Source organism: Pseudomonas sp. RW3S2 (genome assembly GCF_014268955.1).
Classification (GTDB): Bacteria; Pseudomonadota; Gammaproteobacteria; order Pseudomonadales; family Pseudomonadaceae; genus Aquipseudomonas; species Aquipseudomonas wayambapalatensis.
Genome location: NZ_JABWRM010000002.1, coordinates 435941 through 450478, shown reverse-complemented (window position 1 = coordinate 450478; position 14538 = coordinate 435941). Strand labels below are relative to the sequence as shown.

Below are 14538 nucleotides of genomic sequence, written 5' to 3'. Positions count from 1 at the left end.
TTCTCCTTCGCGCTACTGCACGGTGACTGGCACGGTGCGCACGGTGCCTTGGCTGCTGCGGATGGTCGCCGTCGGGTTGGCCGTCGGGATCACCGTGGTGCTGTTGCTCACGGCCAGGCGCCAGCGTCCGGTCACCGGCACCGTGGTGCTGCCCAGTGTCACCAGGCCGTCCGGGGTGGTCACCTGTACCGTGATGGTGTTGCCGGTGGTCACCGAAGAGGTGCCGCTGATGTCCCAGTTGAAGCGATTGTTGGAACGCGCCGTGACGGTCGCCGCGGTGACGGCGAAGGTCTCCTGGGCGGGGCGGGGCGAAACCTGCAGCGTGACCGTGGCAGGGCTCGACAGTGCGCCGATGGCGTCACGCGCGACGTAGGTGAAGGTCGTGGTGAACGGTGCGCTGACGGTGGTTGGCGGCGTGTAGGTAATGACGCTGCCGTTGCTGCTGACGGTGCCGCGTCCGGCCGGAATGGGCTGGGTGACACTGGCGATGGCCAGCGGCAGGTTGCCTTCCGGATCGGTGTCGTTGGCCAGCACGTCGAGGGTCAGCGGCACACCCAAGGTGGCGGCGCTGTCGGCGACGGCGGTCGGTGGCTGGTTCGGGGCGACGTTGACCGTGACCGTGGCTGCTGTCGATTTCAGCCCCTTGGCGTCCTGGGCGCGGTAGCTGAAGGTGGCGACGAAGGCGTTGCTGGCGCCTGGTGGTGGGGTGTAGGTCACGGCGGTGGTGCCGTTGAGCACCACCGAGCCAAGGCCGGTGCCTGGCTGGCTCAGGTCGGTGATGGTCAGTGGCAGGTTGCCGTCCGGGTCGCTGTCGTTGGCCAGCAGGTTCAGGCTCAGCGGTACGCCGACGCTGGTGCTGCCGTTGTCGGCCTGGGCCACGGGAGGCTGGTTCTCGGCGGCGACCGGCGCTGCCCCGACCACGGTCACCGGCTCGACGTCACTGCCGCCATGGGCGGACTTGACGGTGATGCTGGCAGGGGGCTGGGTCAGGTCGCTGACCGTAAGGCTCTGCAAGGTGCCGCTCTTGGACAGGCGGCCGAAGCCTTGGGCGACCAGGTCGGGGACCTGCACCTCGTCACTGGAGCTGGCTTCGATCAGCAGGCGCATGTTGGCCCAGTCGTAGCGTGCCGTGCGCACCTTGACCACATCGGTGAGCTTGCTCGACAGCGCGGTCGGCCGGGTGGTGCCAGCGGTACTGCTGGCGGTGACCACCACCACAGGCGGTGGCGCGGCCTGGCTCAGTTGCTGGCTGAAGAACAACCCGTTGTTGTCCGGCGTCAGGCTGAACTGGCAGGGCGAAGGCGGCGTGCCGACCAGTGCCAGGCCATTGCGCAGGCAAAGGCTGGCGCTGTTTGGCGCCTTGGCGAACACTTCGACGCGGGTCCCGGCGCCATTGCGCTGGTAGGTGGCGCGCTGCAGTTCCACCGGGGTCTGCTGGCGTTGATCGAGCACCTTGCCGGAGACGGTGAAGGTGTTGGTCTGGATCGTGCCGGCCGGGCCCTGGATACGCACGAAGTTGGTGTTGAACGGGCTGCCGGTCACCGCTTCGACGCGATTGGGGTCGCCGATGAAGGTCTCGGTGGCACCGGTGTCCGGATTGACCTCGCTGTAGGGGCCACCGACGCCACGCAGGAATGGGCCGAGGTTGCCAGTGAGTGCGCCGCTGAAGTTGCCCGGTGCGCCGATGCCGATGTCGCGGGTGATGTTGATCGCGCGCCGGCCCGCGGTGGTCACGTTGACCGTCTCGACCCCATAGGGGTGGGTGATGGTGTAGGTGCCGGTGCGCGGCACCGACGCGCGGATGCGGATGCGGGCGAAGCTCTGCTGGTCGCCGTTCACCGGGTTCTCGGCCGCGAAGGCGGCTTCAAGGCCGGCGACATAGACTTCCAGCTCGTAGCCGCTGTTGCCCACCTGCGGAATGTCGGTTTCGGCGAGGAACCAGAACATCTCCGGTGGCCAGTTGTCCGGAAACACCAGGGGCAGGGCGTCGTCGTAGACGCCGGGTTCGGGCAGCAGGGTGCACATGTAGGCAGGTGCGCCCGGCGCGCCCGGTGCACGGCTGCTGGTGGCGCGCGACTGGCACAGCTCCAGCGAGAGGTTGTCCGAATCCTTGTACCACATGGGGTAACCCCCGGTGGCAAAGGTGTAGGGCCCGGGGTCGACCTCGGAGAGCGCGGCCCAGGCCGCACTGCTGAGCGTGAGGGTGAACCCGGCGGCGCACAGCGCCCGGCGTGGCCAAGTGTTCATGCTGCCTCCTTGAAGGCGGGGCTTCTGTCTGTTCATGGCACCAGCACCACGTCTTCGCTGTCGCTGCCGCCCTGGGCGCTGGTGACTTGCACCTTGGCCGGCGGGATTGGCGAGAGCCCGGTGGTCAGCGTCTTCACCGCACCGTTGCCCGACAGGCTACCGATCAGCGCGCCGTTGCCGGTGTGCGCGGTAAGGGCCGGCGGGGTGGTTTCGTCGCTGCTGCTGGCGACCAGCGTCAGTTGACCGCTGGCGAGGCTGTACTCGGCGCGGCTGATGGTGACCAGGTCGGTCAGGCTCATGGGCGCCGTGGTCGGTGTGCTGGTGGCGATTGCCAGGCTGTTGTCGGCGGTCACCTGCAGGGTCAGCGGCAGGCTCGGGTTGAGCGCCGACTGGGCGTACCAGGCGCCGGTGCCGTTGGCTTCGCCCAGTGCCAGTGTGGGTGTCTGGCTGCTCAGGGTGACGGTGGCCGGTGCTGGCGGGGCCATGACGAAGACATCCTGCTGGGCGCGCAGGTCGCCGTTCTCGGTGTGCCGTGAATAGGTGCTGCGCAGCGGGATCAGTGGAGTCGGGCGGTTGATCGTCGACAGCCTGCCGGACACGGCGAACAACTCGGTGCGCAGGTCGATGCCGTTGGGGCCTTCGATACGCACGAAGTTGGTGTTGAACGGGCTGCCGGTGACAGGCTCTTCCAGGTTCGGGTCGCCGATGTAGCGTTCGCTCGCTCCGCTACCGGGATTGGTCTCGGTGTAGGGTCCGTTGACGCTGCGCAGGAACGGCCCGACATCGCCTTTGAGCGCGCCGCTGAAGTCGGCTGGAGAACCGATGCCGATGTCGCGGGTCATGTTGATCGCGCGGCGGCCAGCGGCCGGTACGTCGAAGACTTCGACGCCGTAGGGGTGGGTGACCACGTAAGTGCCTGCAACCGGCACATCGACGCGAATGCGTACCCGGGCGAAGCTGACCTGATCGCCTTCGACCGGCTCCTCGGCGCTGAAGGCTGCCTCGATGGCCGTACCGTAGCTCAGGTCGATGCCGCGCGCAGCGTCGACGATGGCCGCATCGGCGGTGAACCAGAAGGCTTCGTCAGGGAAGTTGCTGGGGAACTGGATGGGCTGGGTGTCATCGAAGACGCCCGGAGTCGGCAGCAACGTGCACATGTACGAAGGCGCTCCCGGCGCGCCGGCAACCCGTGAGCTGACGGCCTTGGACAGGCACAGGTCGAGGACTCGACCATGGCTGTCCTGATACCAGGCGGCGAAGTTGCCGTTGGCGAGGTTGTAGGGGCCGGTATCGACCGCGTACAGCGCAGCCTGGGCCGGTAGCTGGATCAGGCCGGCGAAGATCGCCATGGCCAGTGGGTGGGGCGTCGGTCGGTGCATGAGCAGATCCTCCTGCAAACGGGCCCATGGTTTGGGGCGTCTGCACAGGGATCGGCAACAGTTGTGCCAGCTTGCTTGAAGTGTGCTGCAGGGCTTGTGGGGCGTGGCTTTGGCGGGTGAGCGCAAAAGTGAATGCCGGAGTATTCGATGGGCAGATAACCCCAGCTTTGGGGAATTGGGGAGGCCTGGGCAACCCCTGTGGCCTGGGTCGCTGCCATCCACAGCCGAACCCCGCTTTACGTATACGGCACGCTGACGCACACTGCGCAGAGTTCCGGGGTACAGCTGGAGTAAACGATGGCGCGACAATCACCCATAACAGACGCCCACGACCCGATGCAGCAATCCCGCCAGGTCCGCCTGCACCTGGCCAACGAGGGCAAGTTGCCTTCGGGCATGCTGCGCGAAGAGATCGATGCCTCATGGCGGCGCAGCCACGGCCATGGCCTGGACTGCCTGCAAGGCGAGCAGGTCGGCCTTGGCATCGAGCACGGTCAGAACCTGCAGACGCTGCTCGAACTCAACCGCACACTGATTGATGCCGTCACGCCCGAGCTCGACTACCTGGTCGAGCGTCAGGGCAAGGGCGCAATCATCATCCTCGGCGACGCCCAGGCCAATGTGCTGGCCATCGAAGGGCAGACCCATGTGCTCAACCGCAATGGCCTGCGCGACCTGCACCCCGGCAGTTGCTGGAGCGAGGCGCTGCGCGGCACCAATGCCATCGGCACCGCCGTGGTCGAAGGGCGGCCCACCCTGATCAACTGTGGCGAACACTACCTCGATCGCCTCAGCCCGTTCTCCTGCACTTCGGTCCCTCTGCGCGACCCTCGCGGCGAGGTGATCGGTGTACTCGACATTACCCGCGAAGGGGTGATGAGCCAGCCCCAGGACAGCCTCTCGACCCTGATGCTTGCCGCCGGCAACATCGAGAGTCGGCTGTTCGGCCTGTACCACCCCGAGCAGTGGGTTCTGGCGTTCCACAGCCGCCCCCAGTACCTGGGCAGTGCCTGGCACGGGTTACTGGCCCTGAGCCTTGATGGTGAGGTGATGGCGGCGAACGAAAATGCCTGCCAATTGCTCGGGCTGCCACGCCCTGGCTTGATCGGCCGCCGTTGCAGCGACTTGCTCGGCGAGCGTTCGCCGGCCTTTCTCAGCCGCCTGTGGCAAGGCGGGATGAGCAGTGTGCAGACTGCCAAAGGGGAGTTCTTCGTTCGGGTGCTGCAATTGCCTCGGCATGGCAACCTGGGGGCGACCGTCGCGACAAAGCCTGTTGCTGCGCTCAAGTCGCCGGCGCTCGATGCACTGGGTGCGGGCGATAGCCGTCTGGCGCGGGGGTTGCGCATGGCACGCCAGGGCCTGGTCAACGGCCTGCCGGTGCTGCTGCTGGGGGAAACCGGGACGGGCAAGGAAGTGGTGGCGCGCGCTCTGCACCAGGCCAGCCCGCGTGCGGACAAAGCGTTCGTGGCCGTCAACTGCGCGGCGATTCCCGAAGGGCTGATCGAGTCCGAGCTGTTCGGCTACCGCGACGGCGCGTTTACCGGCTCGCGCCGCGGCGGCATGGTCGGTCGGCTGATGCAGGCCCATGGCGGTACCTTGTTCCTCGACGAAATCGGTGACATGCCACTGGCCCTGCAGGCGCGGCTGCTGCGCGTGCTGCAGGAGCGTCGCGTGGCGCCGCTTGGGGCTGGCGAGGAACAGGACATCGACGTGGCGATCATCTGTGCCACGCACCGCGATCTCAAGCGGCTGGTGGCCGAGCAGCACTTTCGCGAAGACCTGTACTACCGGGTCAACGGCGTATCCCTGCGCCTGCCGGCCTTGCGCGAGCGCGATGACCTCGGGGCCCTGATCGAAGGGGTGCTGGACAAGCTCGGTGCCCGAGGCGTCACCCTCGATCCGGCACTGGCCTGCCTGCTCGAAGGCTTCGACTGGCCGGGCAATATCCGCCAACTGGAAATGGTATTGCGCACCGCGCTGGCCATGCGCGAGGAGGGTGAGCAGATACTCGGGCTCGATCACCTGACCGATTGCCTGCTCGACGAGTTGTCCAGTGGCGCCCCTGTGGCCGGTAGCCTGCGCGAGAATGAACTGGAGTTGATCCGTGGCGCCCTGGCGCGTCACCAGGGCAATGTATCGGCCGCCGCCGAAGCGCTGGGCATCAGCCGCGCGACGCTGTACCGCAAACTCAAGCAGTTGCGCGGTTAGACCATGGGCGGAGTGTTCTCGCGCCTGATCGAGTCTGGCGACCCCGTGCTCATGCGCCAGGCCCTGGCCTGGCTGTATGGTTTCGTGCGGCCCCAGCGCCGGGCCATCGCCGTGCTGCTGGGGTTGTCGTTGCTCGCTTCGCTGCTGGCCCTGGCCCAGCCCTGGCTGATCAAGACCTTGATCGACGATGGCTTGCTGGCCCGCGATTACCAGACGCTCTGGCACATGGCAGCGTTCATGATCGGTGCCGGGGTGCTGGGGACCGTGCTGTCGGGGGTCAATCGCTACCTGCATACGCGTTTGTCAGGGCGCATCCTGTTCGCCTTGCGCGATGACCTCTACCGACACTTGCAGCAATTGTCGCCGACGTTCTACGGGCGCCGCCGCACGGGCGATATCCTTTCGCGTCTGGACGGCGATGTCGCCGAAATCCAGCGCTTTGCCGTGGATTCGCTGTTCGCGGCCGTCTCCAGCGTGATCGGCCTGCTGGGCGCGGTGGCCCTGATGCTGATGTTGTCGTGGCAACTGTCATTGTTGCTGGCCTTGCTCGTACCGATCGAAGTGCTGTGGCTGCGTTGGATGCGGCGCAAGGTCGAGCGCGAAGTGCGCAGCCTGCGTGAGCGCTCGGCGGACGTGTCGTCGTTCCTGGTCGAGACGCTGCCTGCGATGAAGTTCATCCAGGCCGCCGGCCAGCAGGGCCGTGAAGCGGGGCGCCTGGATCAGTTGGGGCAGGGCTACATGAAGCAACTGCTCAAGGTGCAGATCACCGAATTCTTCACCCAGGCCGTGCCCGGCACCCTGACTTCGTGGTGCCGCGCCTGTGCCTTTCTGGTGGGTGGCTGGTGGGTGATCCAGGGCACGTGGCAGTTGGGTGCGCTGATCGCCTTCTCCACCTACCTGGGCATGGCCGTTGGGCCGGTGCAGAGCTTGCTTGGCCTGTATGTCGCGGTGCAGCGGATGGCGGTGAGCCTGGGCCGGGTCATGGAGCTCAAGCGCGAACCGGTGGCGGTCAGCGAGCCGCAGGTGCCCAGGCCGATGCCCGAGGGGCCCGGTGAGCTGCGCCTGGAAGGCGTAGGCTTTGCCCACGAGGGCCGCCAAGGGGCGGTGCTCGATCAGGTCGATATCACCGTCGGCGGTGGGCTGAAGGTGGCCATCAGCGGCGCCTCCGGAGTGGGCAAGTCGACCCTGATCGACCTGCTGCAGCGTTTTTACGACCCGGATCATGGGCGCATCCTGCTCGACGGTGTCGACCTGCGCGAGCTCGACCTGGCCGCCCTGCGCCGCCGCATCGCCGTGGTCAGCCAGGACATCGTGCTGTTTCGCGGCACCCTGGCCCAGAATCTCGCCTACAGCACACCTGATGCCAGCCGCTCCGCGCTGGAACAGGTGGTGCGCCTGACCCGTCTGGAGGGCTTGGTGCAAAGCCTGCCGATGGGGCTCGATGGCGCGCTCGGCGAGCGCGGCCAGCAGTTGTCCGGCGGGCAGAAACAACGTATCGCCATCGCCCGTGCCTTGCTGCAGGATCCAGCGATCCTGGTACTGGACGAAGCCACTTCGGCTGTGGACGAGGCGACCGAGCGCGAAGTGATTGCCGCCATCGATCAGTTGTTTGCCGGGCGCACGCGCATTCTCATCAGCCACAGGCCGTCGACCCTGGCCGATGCAGACCTGCATCTGCAACTGCAGGGCGGCCAGTTGCGGGTTCTGGAACGGGTGCACGCCGACCATGGTCGCTGAGCTGCGCTTGGGGGTGATCGACAGCGGCTGCACGTCGGCGCAAATGCCGACGGTGCTGGCCGCGCGGCGTTTCTGGCTGCAAGACGGACTGCTCCAGGAGGGCGAGGCGCAACCTGACGCCCTGGGCCATGGTCGTGCGGTCCTGGAGTGCCTGCGCGAGGGGGCCGGTGATACACCGGTGCTGCTGGCCCAAGTGTTCAGCGACCAACCGCGCACCAGCGCCCTGCAGGTGGCTGCCGCCTTGCTGTGGCTGGTGGAGCAGGGGGCGACCCTGGTCAATATGAGCCTGGGGCTGCAGCAGGACCGCCCAGTCCTGCGCCAGGCCTGCGCCGCCGCCCAGGCTGCCGGCGTCGTGTTGTGTGCGTCCAGCGCGGCCCGGGGGGCGCCGGTGTATCCGGCCAGCTATCCGAACGTGCTGCGCATCACCGGCGACGCCCGGTGCAGCGCAGGCCAGTGGTCATGGTTGGGCACGGCGCAGGCCGACTTCGGCGCGCCGGTGGGAGGAAATGCCCAGGCGGGGGCCAGCCTGGCTTGTGCCGCCTTGACCGGGCGAATGTGCGCAGTGCTGCGCGAGCATCCCGAGCTGCAACCTGCACAGCTACGTGCCTGGCTCCAGGCGCATGCGGCCTTCGTCGGGCCTGAGCGTCGAGGTGTCGATGAGCCGTGATCCGCACATCCTCGTGCTCGGTGCAGGCCCTGCCGGGGCGGCAACCGCCATAGGCCTGCGGCGCATGGGCTATACGGTCACGCTGGTGTCGGACTGGCGTCGTTTCGATGCCGTCGAAGGAGTGTCGCAGCGCGTGTTGGACGGCCTGCACCATGCAGGGCTTGGCTTGGCACTCGCAGTGGCGACGATCGCTGCCGCGCGTCAGGTGCAATGGAACGGCGAGCGGCTGCAGATGAATCAGGAGTTCCTGCTTGATCGGGCATGTTTCGATCGGGCGCTGCGCGAGGATCTGCTGCGCGCCGGGGTGAATCTCGTTCAGGGGCGTGTCCGCGAGCTGACGCAGGAGGGACGATACCGGGCGCGGCTCGACGACGGCCAGGTGCTGCAAGGCGATTTCCTGGTCGAAGCCCGTGGTCGCCAGGCCCCGCTGCCTGCCAGCCGCCTGCGCGGCCCGGAAACCGTCAGCCTGCTCAACCTCTGGCAATCGACGGCAGGCGGCACGCCGGCCTCTGCAGTGGAAAGCCTTGACGATGGCTGGGCATGGATGGCGCGTCTGGCAGACGGGCGCTGCTACTGGCAAATCACCCTTGATGCCAGCGTGGCCTCGCTGCCGGGCAAGGCGGCACTGGGTGAGTATTGCGCGACCCGGCGGCGGCAGTCGCCAGGGGTCGCGCAGTTGTTCGATGCACGCGCGCTAGAGCCCGCTCAGGTGCATGCCCGCAGCAGCACTGCGATTCTTGCCGGCGAGTGTGCCGGCGCGGACTGGCTGCGGGTGGGGGATGCGGCGATGGCCGTCGATCCGTTGTCGGGCAACGGGATCTTCCAGTCACTGTCGTCGGCCTTGCAGGCGCCGGTGGTGATCAACACCTTGCTGAGGCGGCCGGAGCGGGCGGCCTTGGCGCAGCGCTTCCACCAGCAACGGGTGGAGCAGTTGTTCCTGCGTTTTGCCCGTACGGGACGGGATTTCTACCGGCTGGAACAGCAGCATGCCGGCGCGGGGTTCTGGGGGCCACGTCAGCGGTGGCCTGATGACCAGGCCATGCACCAGGCCGCGCATTGGCAGACGGTTCGAGTCGAACGCAGGCCGGTGTTGCGCGAAGGCTGGGTGGACGAGGCCGAGGTAGTGGTAACGGCTGACCAGCCGCTGGGTGTATGGCACCTGCAGGGCATTGAACTGGCACCGGTGGTACGGGCCCTGCAGGCGGGTTCTGGCCTGGTCGAGGTGCTGGCGGACCAGCCTGAGCAAGCTCAAGCGATGGTGCGACGCTGGTTGCTGGAGCAGGGTTATCGCTGAGGGCCGCGTATTGCTTTTGCGAGTAGCCAAGCGCCTGCACGACGCTTGGCGAAGGCTCAGAAGAAAGTCCCGATCACCAGTTGCAGGTAGGTCCCGGTATCCCGGCTACCCAGCTGCATGCCGCCACTGTCGGCACTGCGCTCGGGTTTGTAGAAGCCCAGCACCGGGCTGATCAGCAGGTGATCGTTGACCATCCACTCCACATACAGGTCCAGCTCTCGTCCGCCGACATTTCCCTGGTCGGTGTCCAGCGTGTCGAAGTCGAAGTACAGCGCGCCAAGGGTCAGGTTGTCGCGAGGCTTGGCCTTCAAGCCCACATGGTGGACCTGGGTGTTGGTGTTGAAAGGGCCGGCATAATTGGCGGCGACCTCACCCTGGAACCAGGTGCCGTAACCCCGGCTGAGCCCGTAGAACAAGGGGTCGAAATCCTTGGAGAAGCGGCTGTAGCGGTAGGTGGCGGTGGGTGTCCATGGCAGTTGCGAAAAGGTCCAGCTGCCTTCCAGATACCAGGCGTTCTCACGTGTGCCTCGTTGGTCCTGGGTGACGTACTCGCCGGCCACCTCCAGGTCCTGGACACCGAGGTTGCCGCGTCCGCGCAGACTGACGGTGTCCATGCCATCGCGGTGCTCCAGGCCCATGATCTGGGCATAGCGACGGTCCACATCCAGGCCATGAATCCAGCTCAGGCCAAGGGTGCCTGCGTCGCCGACGTGCTCCAGATTGGCGACAGCCATGGCGCTGTCGGCCTGGTAGTGGTTGTCGGACTTGAGCCACATCAGGTCGCCACGCCAGCCCTGGCTGCCGCCCAGGCGCAGCACGGCGGTGCGGTCGAAGGCCTTGCGCGCCGCCAGGTAGTAGGCGCCGCCGCGGTTGAAATTGGCACCCAGGTCGACCTTGCCGAGGTTGACGGGGTCGCCCTGGATCAGGAAACCATCCCCCAAGGTGACCACCTGGCGGCCGCCGGAAATATCGATGCCGTCTTCACCCAGCAGCGGGAACAGCGTCCCCGAGCGCCAGCCAAGATAAGCATCCTCAATGGCCGTGCGGCGTTCGTCCCCCAGGGTCAGGCCCGCGGCATCGCCGTCACCCCAGGTGGCGGAGCTGAGCAGGCTGAAGGCGCCGTACAGTGAGCCGCTGTCGGCCAACGTCTGGCTCGCGCTCAGGCCATATTTGACGTAGCCCTCGCGCCAGTTGCTGCTGCCAGGCTTGCGGTTGCCGGCCTGGTTGAAGCTTTCGTCACTGTGAAAGATGCCGAACAAGGCCTCGAGGTTGGCGTTGAGGACAGTGCCATCCTGGTTGTAGAGCTCGTGGGCCTGGGTAAGGGGGGCGGCCAGCAGAAGGGCCAGCGTGCAGACGAGCGGATGCCTCATGGTGTGCTCCATGTTTTCTTGTTATTTTCAGGAAGTCGGCCTCTTTGCCGGCAACGCTGCGAAGAGGCCGGCGCAGCTCAGGTTCAGAGCTTGATCAGTACCGACTTGAGCTCGGTGTAATAGTCGATCGCCGCAGCGCCCATCTCCCGGCCGACGCCCGATTGCTTGTAGCCACCGAAAGGCAGCGCAGGATCCAGCGCACTGTGGCAGTTGACCCAGACCGAACCGGACTTGATGCGCGGAATCATTCGATGCACGGCGCTCAGGTCGTTCGACCAGATGCTCGCGCCCAGCCCGTAAGGGTTGTCATTGGCCATGCGCACGACCTCGTCGATATCGTCGAAGGGCATCGCCACCAACACCGGGCCGAAGATCTCTTCCTGGACCAGGCGATGGCGCTGGTCGACATCGACGAGCACCGTCGGTTTGACGAAGTAGCCCGGCCCGTAGCTCTCACCGCCGCAGGCGATGGTCGCGCCGAGCTCGCGGCCCAAGGCGATGTAGCTGCTGACCCGGTCCTGCTGCTTGGCGGAGATCAGCGGCCCCATCTGCACCGCCGGGTCCAGGCCGCTGCCGAGTTTCATGCCGTTGGCGATGCCGGCGATGTCGGCCACCACATTGTCGAAATGCTTGCGGTGCACATACAAGCGCGATCCTGCACAGCACACCTGGCCCTGGTTGAAGAAGATCGCCGTGGCCGCACCGGCGGCGGCTTCCTGCAGGTTGGCGTCGGGCATGACGATGGTCGGCGACTTGCCGCCCAGCTCGAGGGTGACGCGGGTCATGTTGTCCATCGCGGCCTTGCCGATCAGCTTGCCGACTTCGGTCGAGCCGGTGAAGGTGAGCTTGTCCACGCCCGGATGGCGGCTGAGGGCGGCGCCAGCGTTGAGCCCGGTGCCTGTGACCACGTTGAACACGCCAGCCGGGAAACCGGCTTCATCGACCAGCTCGGCGAGCTTGAGCGCCGTCAGTGGGGTTTCGTCGGCAGGCTTGAGTACCATGGTGCAGCCGGTGGCCAGCGCCGGGCCGAGTTTCCAGCAGGCCAGCAGCAGGGGGAAGTTCCAGGCGACGATGGCTCCGACCACGCCGACCGCTTCGCGGCGAATGAAACCGTGGAACTGTTCGTCGGGCATCAGCGGCATCGAAGCCTCGACGGTGCTGCCCTCGATCTTGGTGGCCCAGCCAGCCATGTAGCGCAGGAAGTCGATGGCCAGTTGCACGTCCATGACCTGGGCGACGTTGGCGCTCTTGCCATTGTTCAGGCATTCGAGCTCGGCCAGTTCGCGGGCATCGCGCGCCATCAGGTCGGCCAGGCGCCACAGCAGGTTCTGCCGCTCGCGTGGGCGCATCCGGCTCCAGGGTGAGTCGTCGAAGGCCTGGCGGGCTGCGCGCACGGCACGGTCGACGTCCTCGGTGTCGGCCGAAGGGACCTCGCCGAGAATCTCGCCGGTGGCCGGATTGCGGAAACTCAAGGTGCGGCCACTGGCGGCGTCCTGCCAGTCGGCGCCGATGCGCATCTTCAGCTTGCGCGCGAGGAACGCCTGGGTGGCGGGCAGGATGGGCAGGTCGGAAAGCATGGGGCGGTGCCTCTTGTCATTGGAGTGTGGCAAGGGCGGCGCAATGGCCGTGCCAAGGTGGCCTGGCGGATTTAAGTCATTGATCAGGTTGATTTTTGTGTTGGTGTACAGGGTGGATTGCGGGGCTGTGCTGTTGCACATTGAGACGGTGTGAGACGGTGGTGAAACAGGTAGACCGCGCTGGCCTTTTCGCGGGCAAGCCCGCTCCTACAGATATTGAATCCTGCACCAACCCGTAGGAGCGGGCTTGCCCGCGAAAAGGCCACCACCGATACCGCTGTCTCAACCTGAAACAACCTGTCGCGAATTGGGACGTTCCGACCCGCCGCAACTCACTGGGATAAAGCGCTCAAAGCAGCTCAAGTCACTGAAAAACCGCCACTTTCAAACACCTGGCACACTTCCTGTATTGCCACTGTCACATGCACCGGCGGTATCCAAGCGTGCGATAACGATAAGAACAACACCGTGGAGGTCTGATCTTGAAGACGACTCGACTCCGGCAGCAGGCGGGCACATTGGCGCTGGTCGCCGCCGCCCTGCTGAGCGCCCAGGCCATGGCGGCCGAACCGGGCCCGGCGATTTTGCAGAACAAGTGCATGGGGTGCCACATCCCAGAGGGCAACGATGCCTACAGCCGCATCAGCCACCAGCGTAAGACCCCTGAAGGCTGGCTGATGAGCATCGCCCGCATGCAGGTGATGCATGGCCTGCAGATCAGCGACGACGAGCGCCGCACCCTGGTCAAGTACCTGGCCGACAAGCAGGGCCTGGCGCCGAGCGAGACTGATGGCGTGCGCTACGCCATGGAACGCCGGCTCAATACCGTCGAACACTTCGATACGCAATTGGCCGAAACCTGCGGCCGCTGTCACTCCGGTGCTCGCGTCGCATTGCAGCGGCGCCCAGCGCAGGAATGGGAACACCTGGTCAACTTCCACCTCGGCCAGTGGCCGTCCCTCGAATACCAGGCCCAGGCACGCGACCGCGACTGGCTGGAAATCGCCCTCAAGCAAGTGGTGCCGGACCTGGCCAAGCGCTTCCCGCTGGAAAGCCCCGCCTGGAGCGCGTGGCAAAAAGCCAAGCCCAAGGCCGACGCATTGCCGGGGCAGTGGGCGTTCAGTGGTCATATGCTCGCCAAAGGCGATGTCCGGGGCGTGATGACGGTCAGTGCCGACCAGGGCGACAGCTTCAAGGTCGAGGTCAAGGGGCAGTACGCTGACGGCACGCCGTTCAACGGCAGCGGCTCGGCGATCCTCTACAACGGCTATGAGTGGCGCGGTAACGTGAAGGTCGGCGACAGCACGATGCGCCAGGTCTTCGCCGCCCTCGATGGCGAGATGAAAGGGCGCATGTTCGAGGCCGAGCACGACGAGCGCGGCCTCGATTTCACCGCAGCGAAGGAGGGCAAGGCGCGCCTGCTGGCGGTGCAACCGGCCTTCATCAAGGCCGGGGACGAGCGCGAGATCACCTTGGTGGGCAGCGGCCTGTCCGGCAAGCCTGAGCTGGGTGCCGGTGTGCAGGTGACCGAGATTCTGGAACAGACCCCCACCCTGCTTCGGGTCAAGGCCCGCGCCGCAGCCGATGCAGCACCTGGCGAGCGCCAGGTGACGGTGGGCACGCTCAAGGGCTTGAGTCTTGCGGTCTACGACAAGGTCGATGAGGTCAAGGTGGTGCCGGCGTTCTCCATTGCCCGTATCGGCGAGAACGGCGCTTCGGTACCCAAGGTCCAGGGGCGCTTCGAGGCCGAGGCGTGGGGCAAGGACGCCAATGGCCAACCGTTGCGCATCGGTTATCTGCCGGCCACCTGGAAGGTCGAGCCGTTCAACGAGCGCGCCGTCGAGGACGAAGACGTCAAGTTCGCCGGGCAGATGCAGGCCGATGGCATATTCGTCCCCGGCGGTGCCGGCCCGAACCCGGCGCGCAAGATGATGACCAACAACGCCGGCAACCTGAAAGTCATTGCCACGCTGGCTGACGGCGGGCAGACGGGTGAAGGCCACATGATCGTCACCGTCCAGCGCTGGAACAACCCGCCGCTGCCATAAGGGCAGCAGGC

At 66.3% G+C, this 14538-nt stretch carries 9 protein-coding genes; 5 read left to right on the top strand and 4 right to left on the bottom strand.

Annotated features, from left to right (window positions below):
- Positions 1-12 precede the first annotated feature (12 nt).
- Both HU748_RS04815 and HU748_RS04810 read right to left on the bottom strand, forming a co-directional pair.
- On the bottom strand, positions 13-2247 hold the full coding sequence (locus HU748_RS04815; protein ID WP_186719449.1) for an Ig-like domain-containing protein: 2235 nt from the start codon (positions 2245-2247) through the stop codon (positions 13-15).
- 32 nt (positions 2248-2279) lie between these two features.
- A complete protein-coding gene (locus HU748_RS04810) occupies positions 2280-3626 on the bottom strand; it encodes a hypothetical protein (protein WP_186719448.1) in 1347 nt (448 codons plus the stop codon).
- A 297-nt stretch (positions 3627-3923) separates the two neighbouring features.
- Here HU748_RS04810 and HU748_RS04805 point away from each other — a divergent pair, with 297 nt between their 5' ends.
- The 4 genes from HU748_RS04805 to HU748_RS04790 are packed head-to-tail and all read left to right on the top strand — an operon-like array spanning position 3924 to position 9532.
- On the top strand, positions 3924-5834 hold the full coding sequence (locus HU748_RS04805) for a sigma-54-dependent Fis family transcriptional regulator (protein WP_186719447.1): 1911 nt from the start codon (positions 3924-3926) through the stop codon (positions 5832-5834).
- A 3-nt stretch (positions 5835-5837) separates the two neighbouring features.
- Complete coding sequence (locus tag HU748_RS04800) at positions 5838-7571, top strand: ABC transporter ATP-binding protein (RefSeq protein ID WP_186719446.1); 1734 nt, start codon at positions 5838-5840, stop codon at positions 7569-7571.
- A complete protein-coding gene (locus tag HU748_RS04795; RefSeq protein ID WP_186664546.1) occupies positions 7561-8238 on the top strand; it encodes a S8 family serine peptidase in 678 nt (225 codons plus the stop codon). Before HU748_RS04800 ends, HU748_RS04795 begins: the two co-directional genes overlap by 11 nt.
- Complete coding sequence (locus HU748_RS04790; RefSeq protein WP_238343279.1) at positions 8192-9532, top strand: tryptophan 7-halogenase; 1341 nt, start codon at positions 8192-8194, stop codon at positions 9530-9532. The genes HU748_RS04795 and HU748_RS04790 overlap by 47 nt, the downstream gene beginning before the upstream one ends.
- Positions 9533-9588: 56 nt before the next feature.
- Here the strand turns inward: HU748_RS04790 and HU748_RS04785 are convergent, their stop codons facing one another.
- Both HU748_RS04785 and HU748_RS04780 read right to left on the bottom strand, forming a co-directional pair.
- On the bottom strand, positions 9589-10902 hold the full coding sequence (locus tag HU748_RS04785; RefSeq protein WP_186710485.1) for a hypothetical protein: 1314 nt from the start codon (positions 10900-10902) through the stop codon (positions 9589-9591).
- An 83-nt stretch (positions 10903-10985) separates the two neighbouring features.
- Positions 10986-12479 (bottom strand): aldehyde dehydrogenase family protein, encoded by a 1494-nt coding sequence (locus HU748_RS04780; protein WP_186719445.1) that lies wholly within the window; start codon positions 12477-12479, stop codon positions 10986-10988.
- Between the two features lie 482 nt (positions 12480-12961).
- Here HU748_RS04780 and peaA point away from each other — a divergent pair, with 482 nt between their 5' ends.
- The gene (gene peaA, locus HU748_RS04775; protein WP_186719443.1) at positions 12962-14527 is read left to right on the top strand and encodes a quinohemoprotein amine dehydrogenase subunit alpha; all 1566 of its coding nucleotides are present in this window, start codon (positions 12962-12964) and stop codon (positions 14525-14527) included.
- The last annotated feature ends 11 nt before the right edge of the window (positions 14528-14538 follow it).

Coding starts and splice junctions, on each gene's coding strand:
- HU748_RS04815 (WP_186719449.1), bottom strand. CDS start 2,247: ATGAACACTTGGCCACGCCGGGCGCTGTGCGCCGCCGGGTTCACCCTC.
- HU748_RS04810 (WP_186719448.1), bottom strand. CDS start 3,626: ATGCACCGACCGACGCCCCACCCACTGGCCATGGCGATCTTCGCCGGC.
- HU748_RS04805 (WP_186719447.1), top strand. CDS start 3,924: ATGGCGCGACAATCACCCATAACAGACGCCCACGACCCGATGCAGCAA.
- HU748_RS04800 (WP_186719446.1), top strand. CDS start 5,838: ATGGGCGGAGTGTTCTCGCGCCTGATCGAGTCTGGCGACCCCGTGCTC.
- HU748_RS04795 (WP_186664546.1), top strand. CDS start 7,561: ATGGTCGCTGAGCTGCGCTTGGGGGTGATCGACAGCGGCTGCACGTCG.
- HU748_RS04790 (WP_238343279.1), top strand. CDS start 8,192: ATGCGGCCTTCGTCGGGCCTGAGCGTCGAGGTGTCGATGAGCCGTGAT.
- HU748_RS04785 (WP_186710485.1), bottom strand. CDS start 10,902: ATGAGGCATCCGCTCGTCTGCACGCTGGCCCTTCTGCTGGCCGCCCCC.
- HU748_RS04780 (WP_186719445.1), bottom strand. CDS start 12,479: ATGCTTTCCGACCTGCCCATCCTGCCCGCCACCCAGGCGTTCCTCGCG.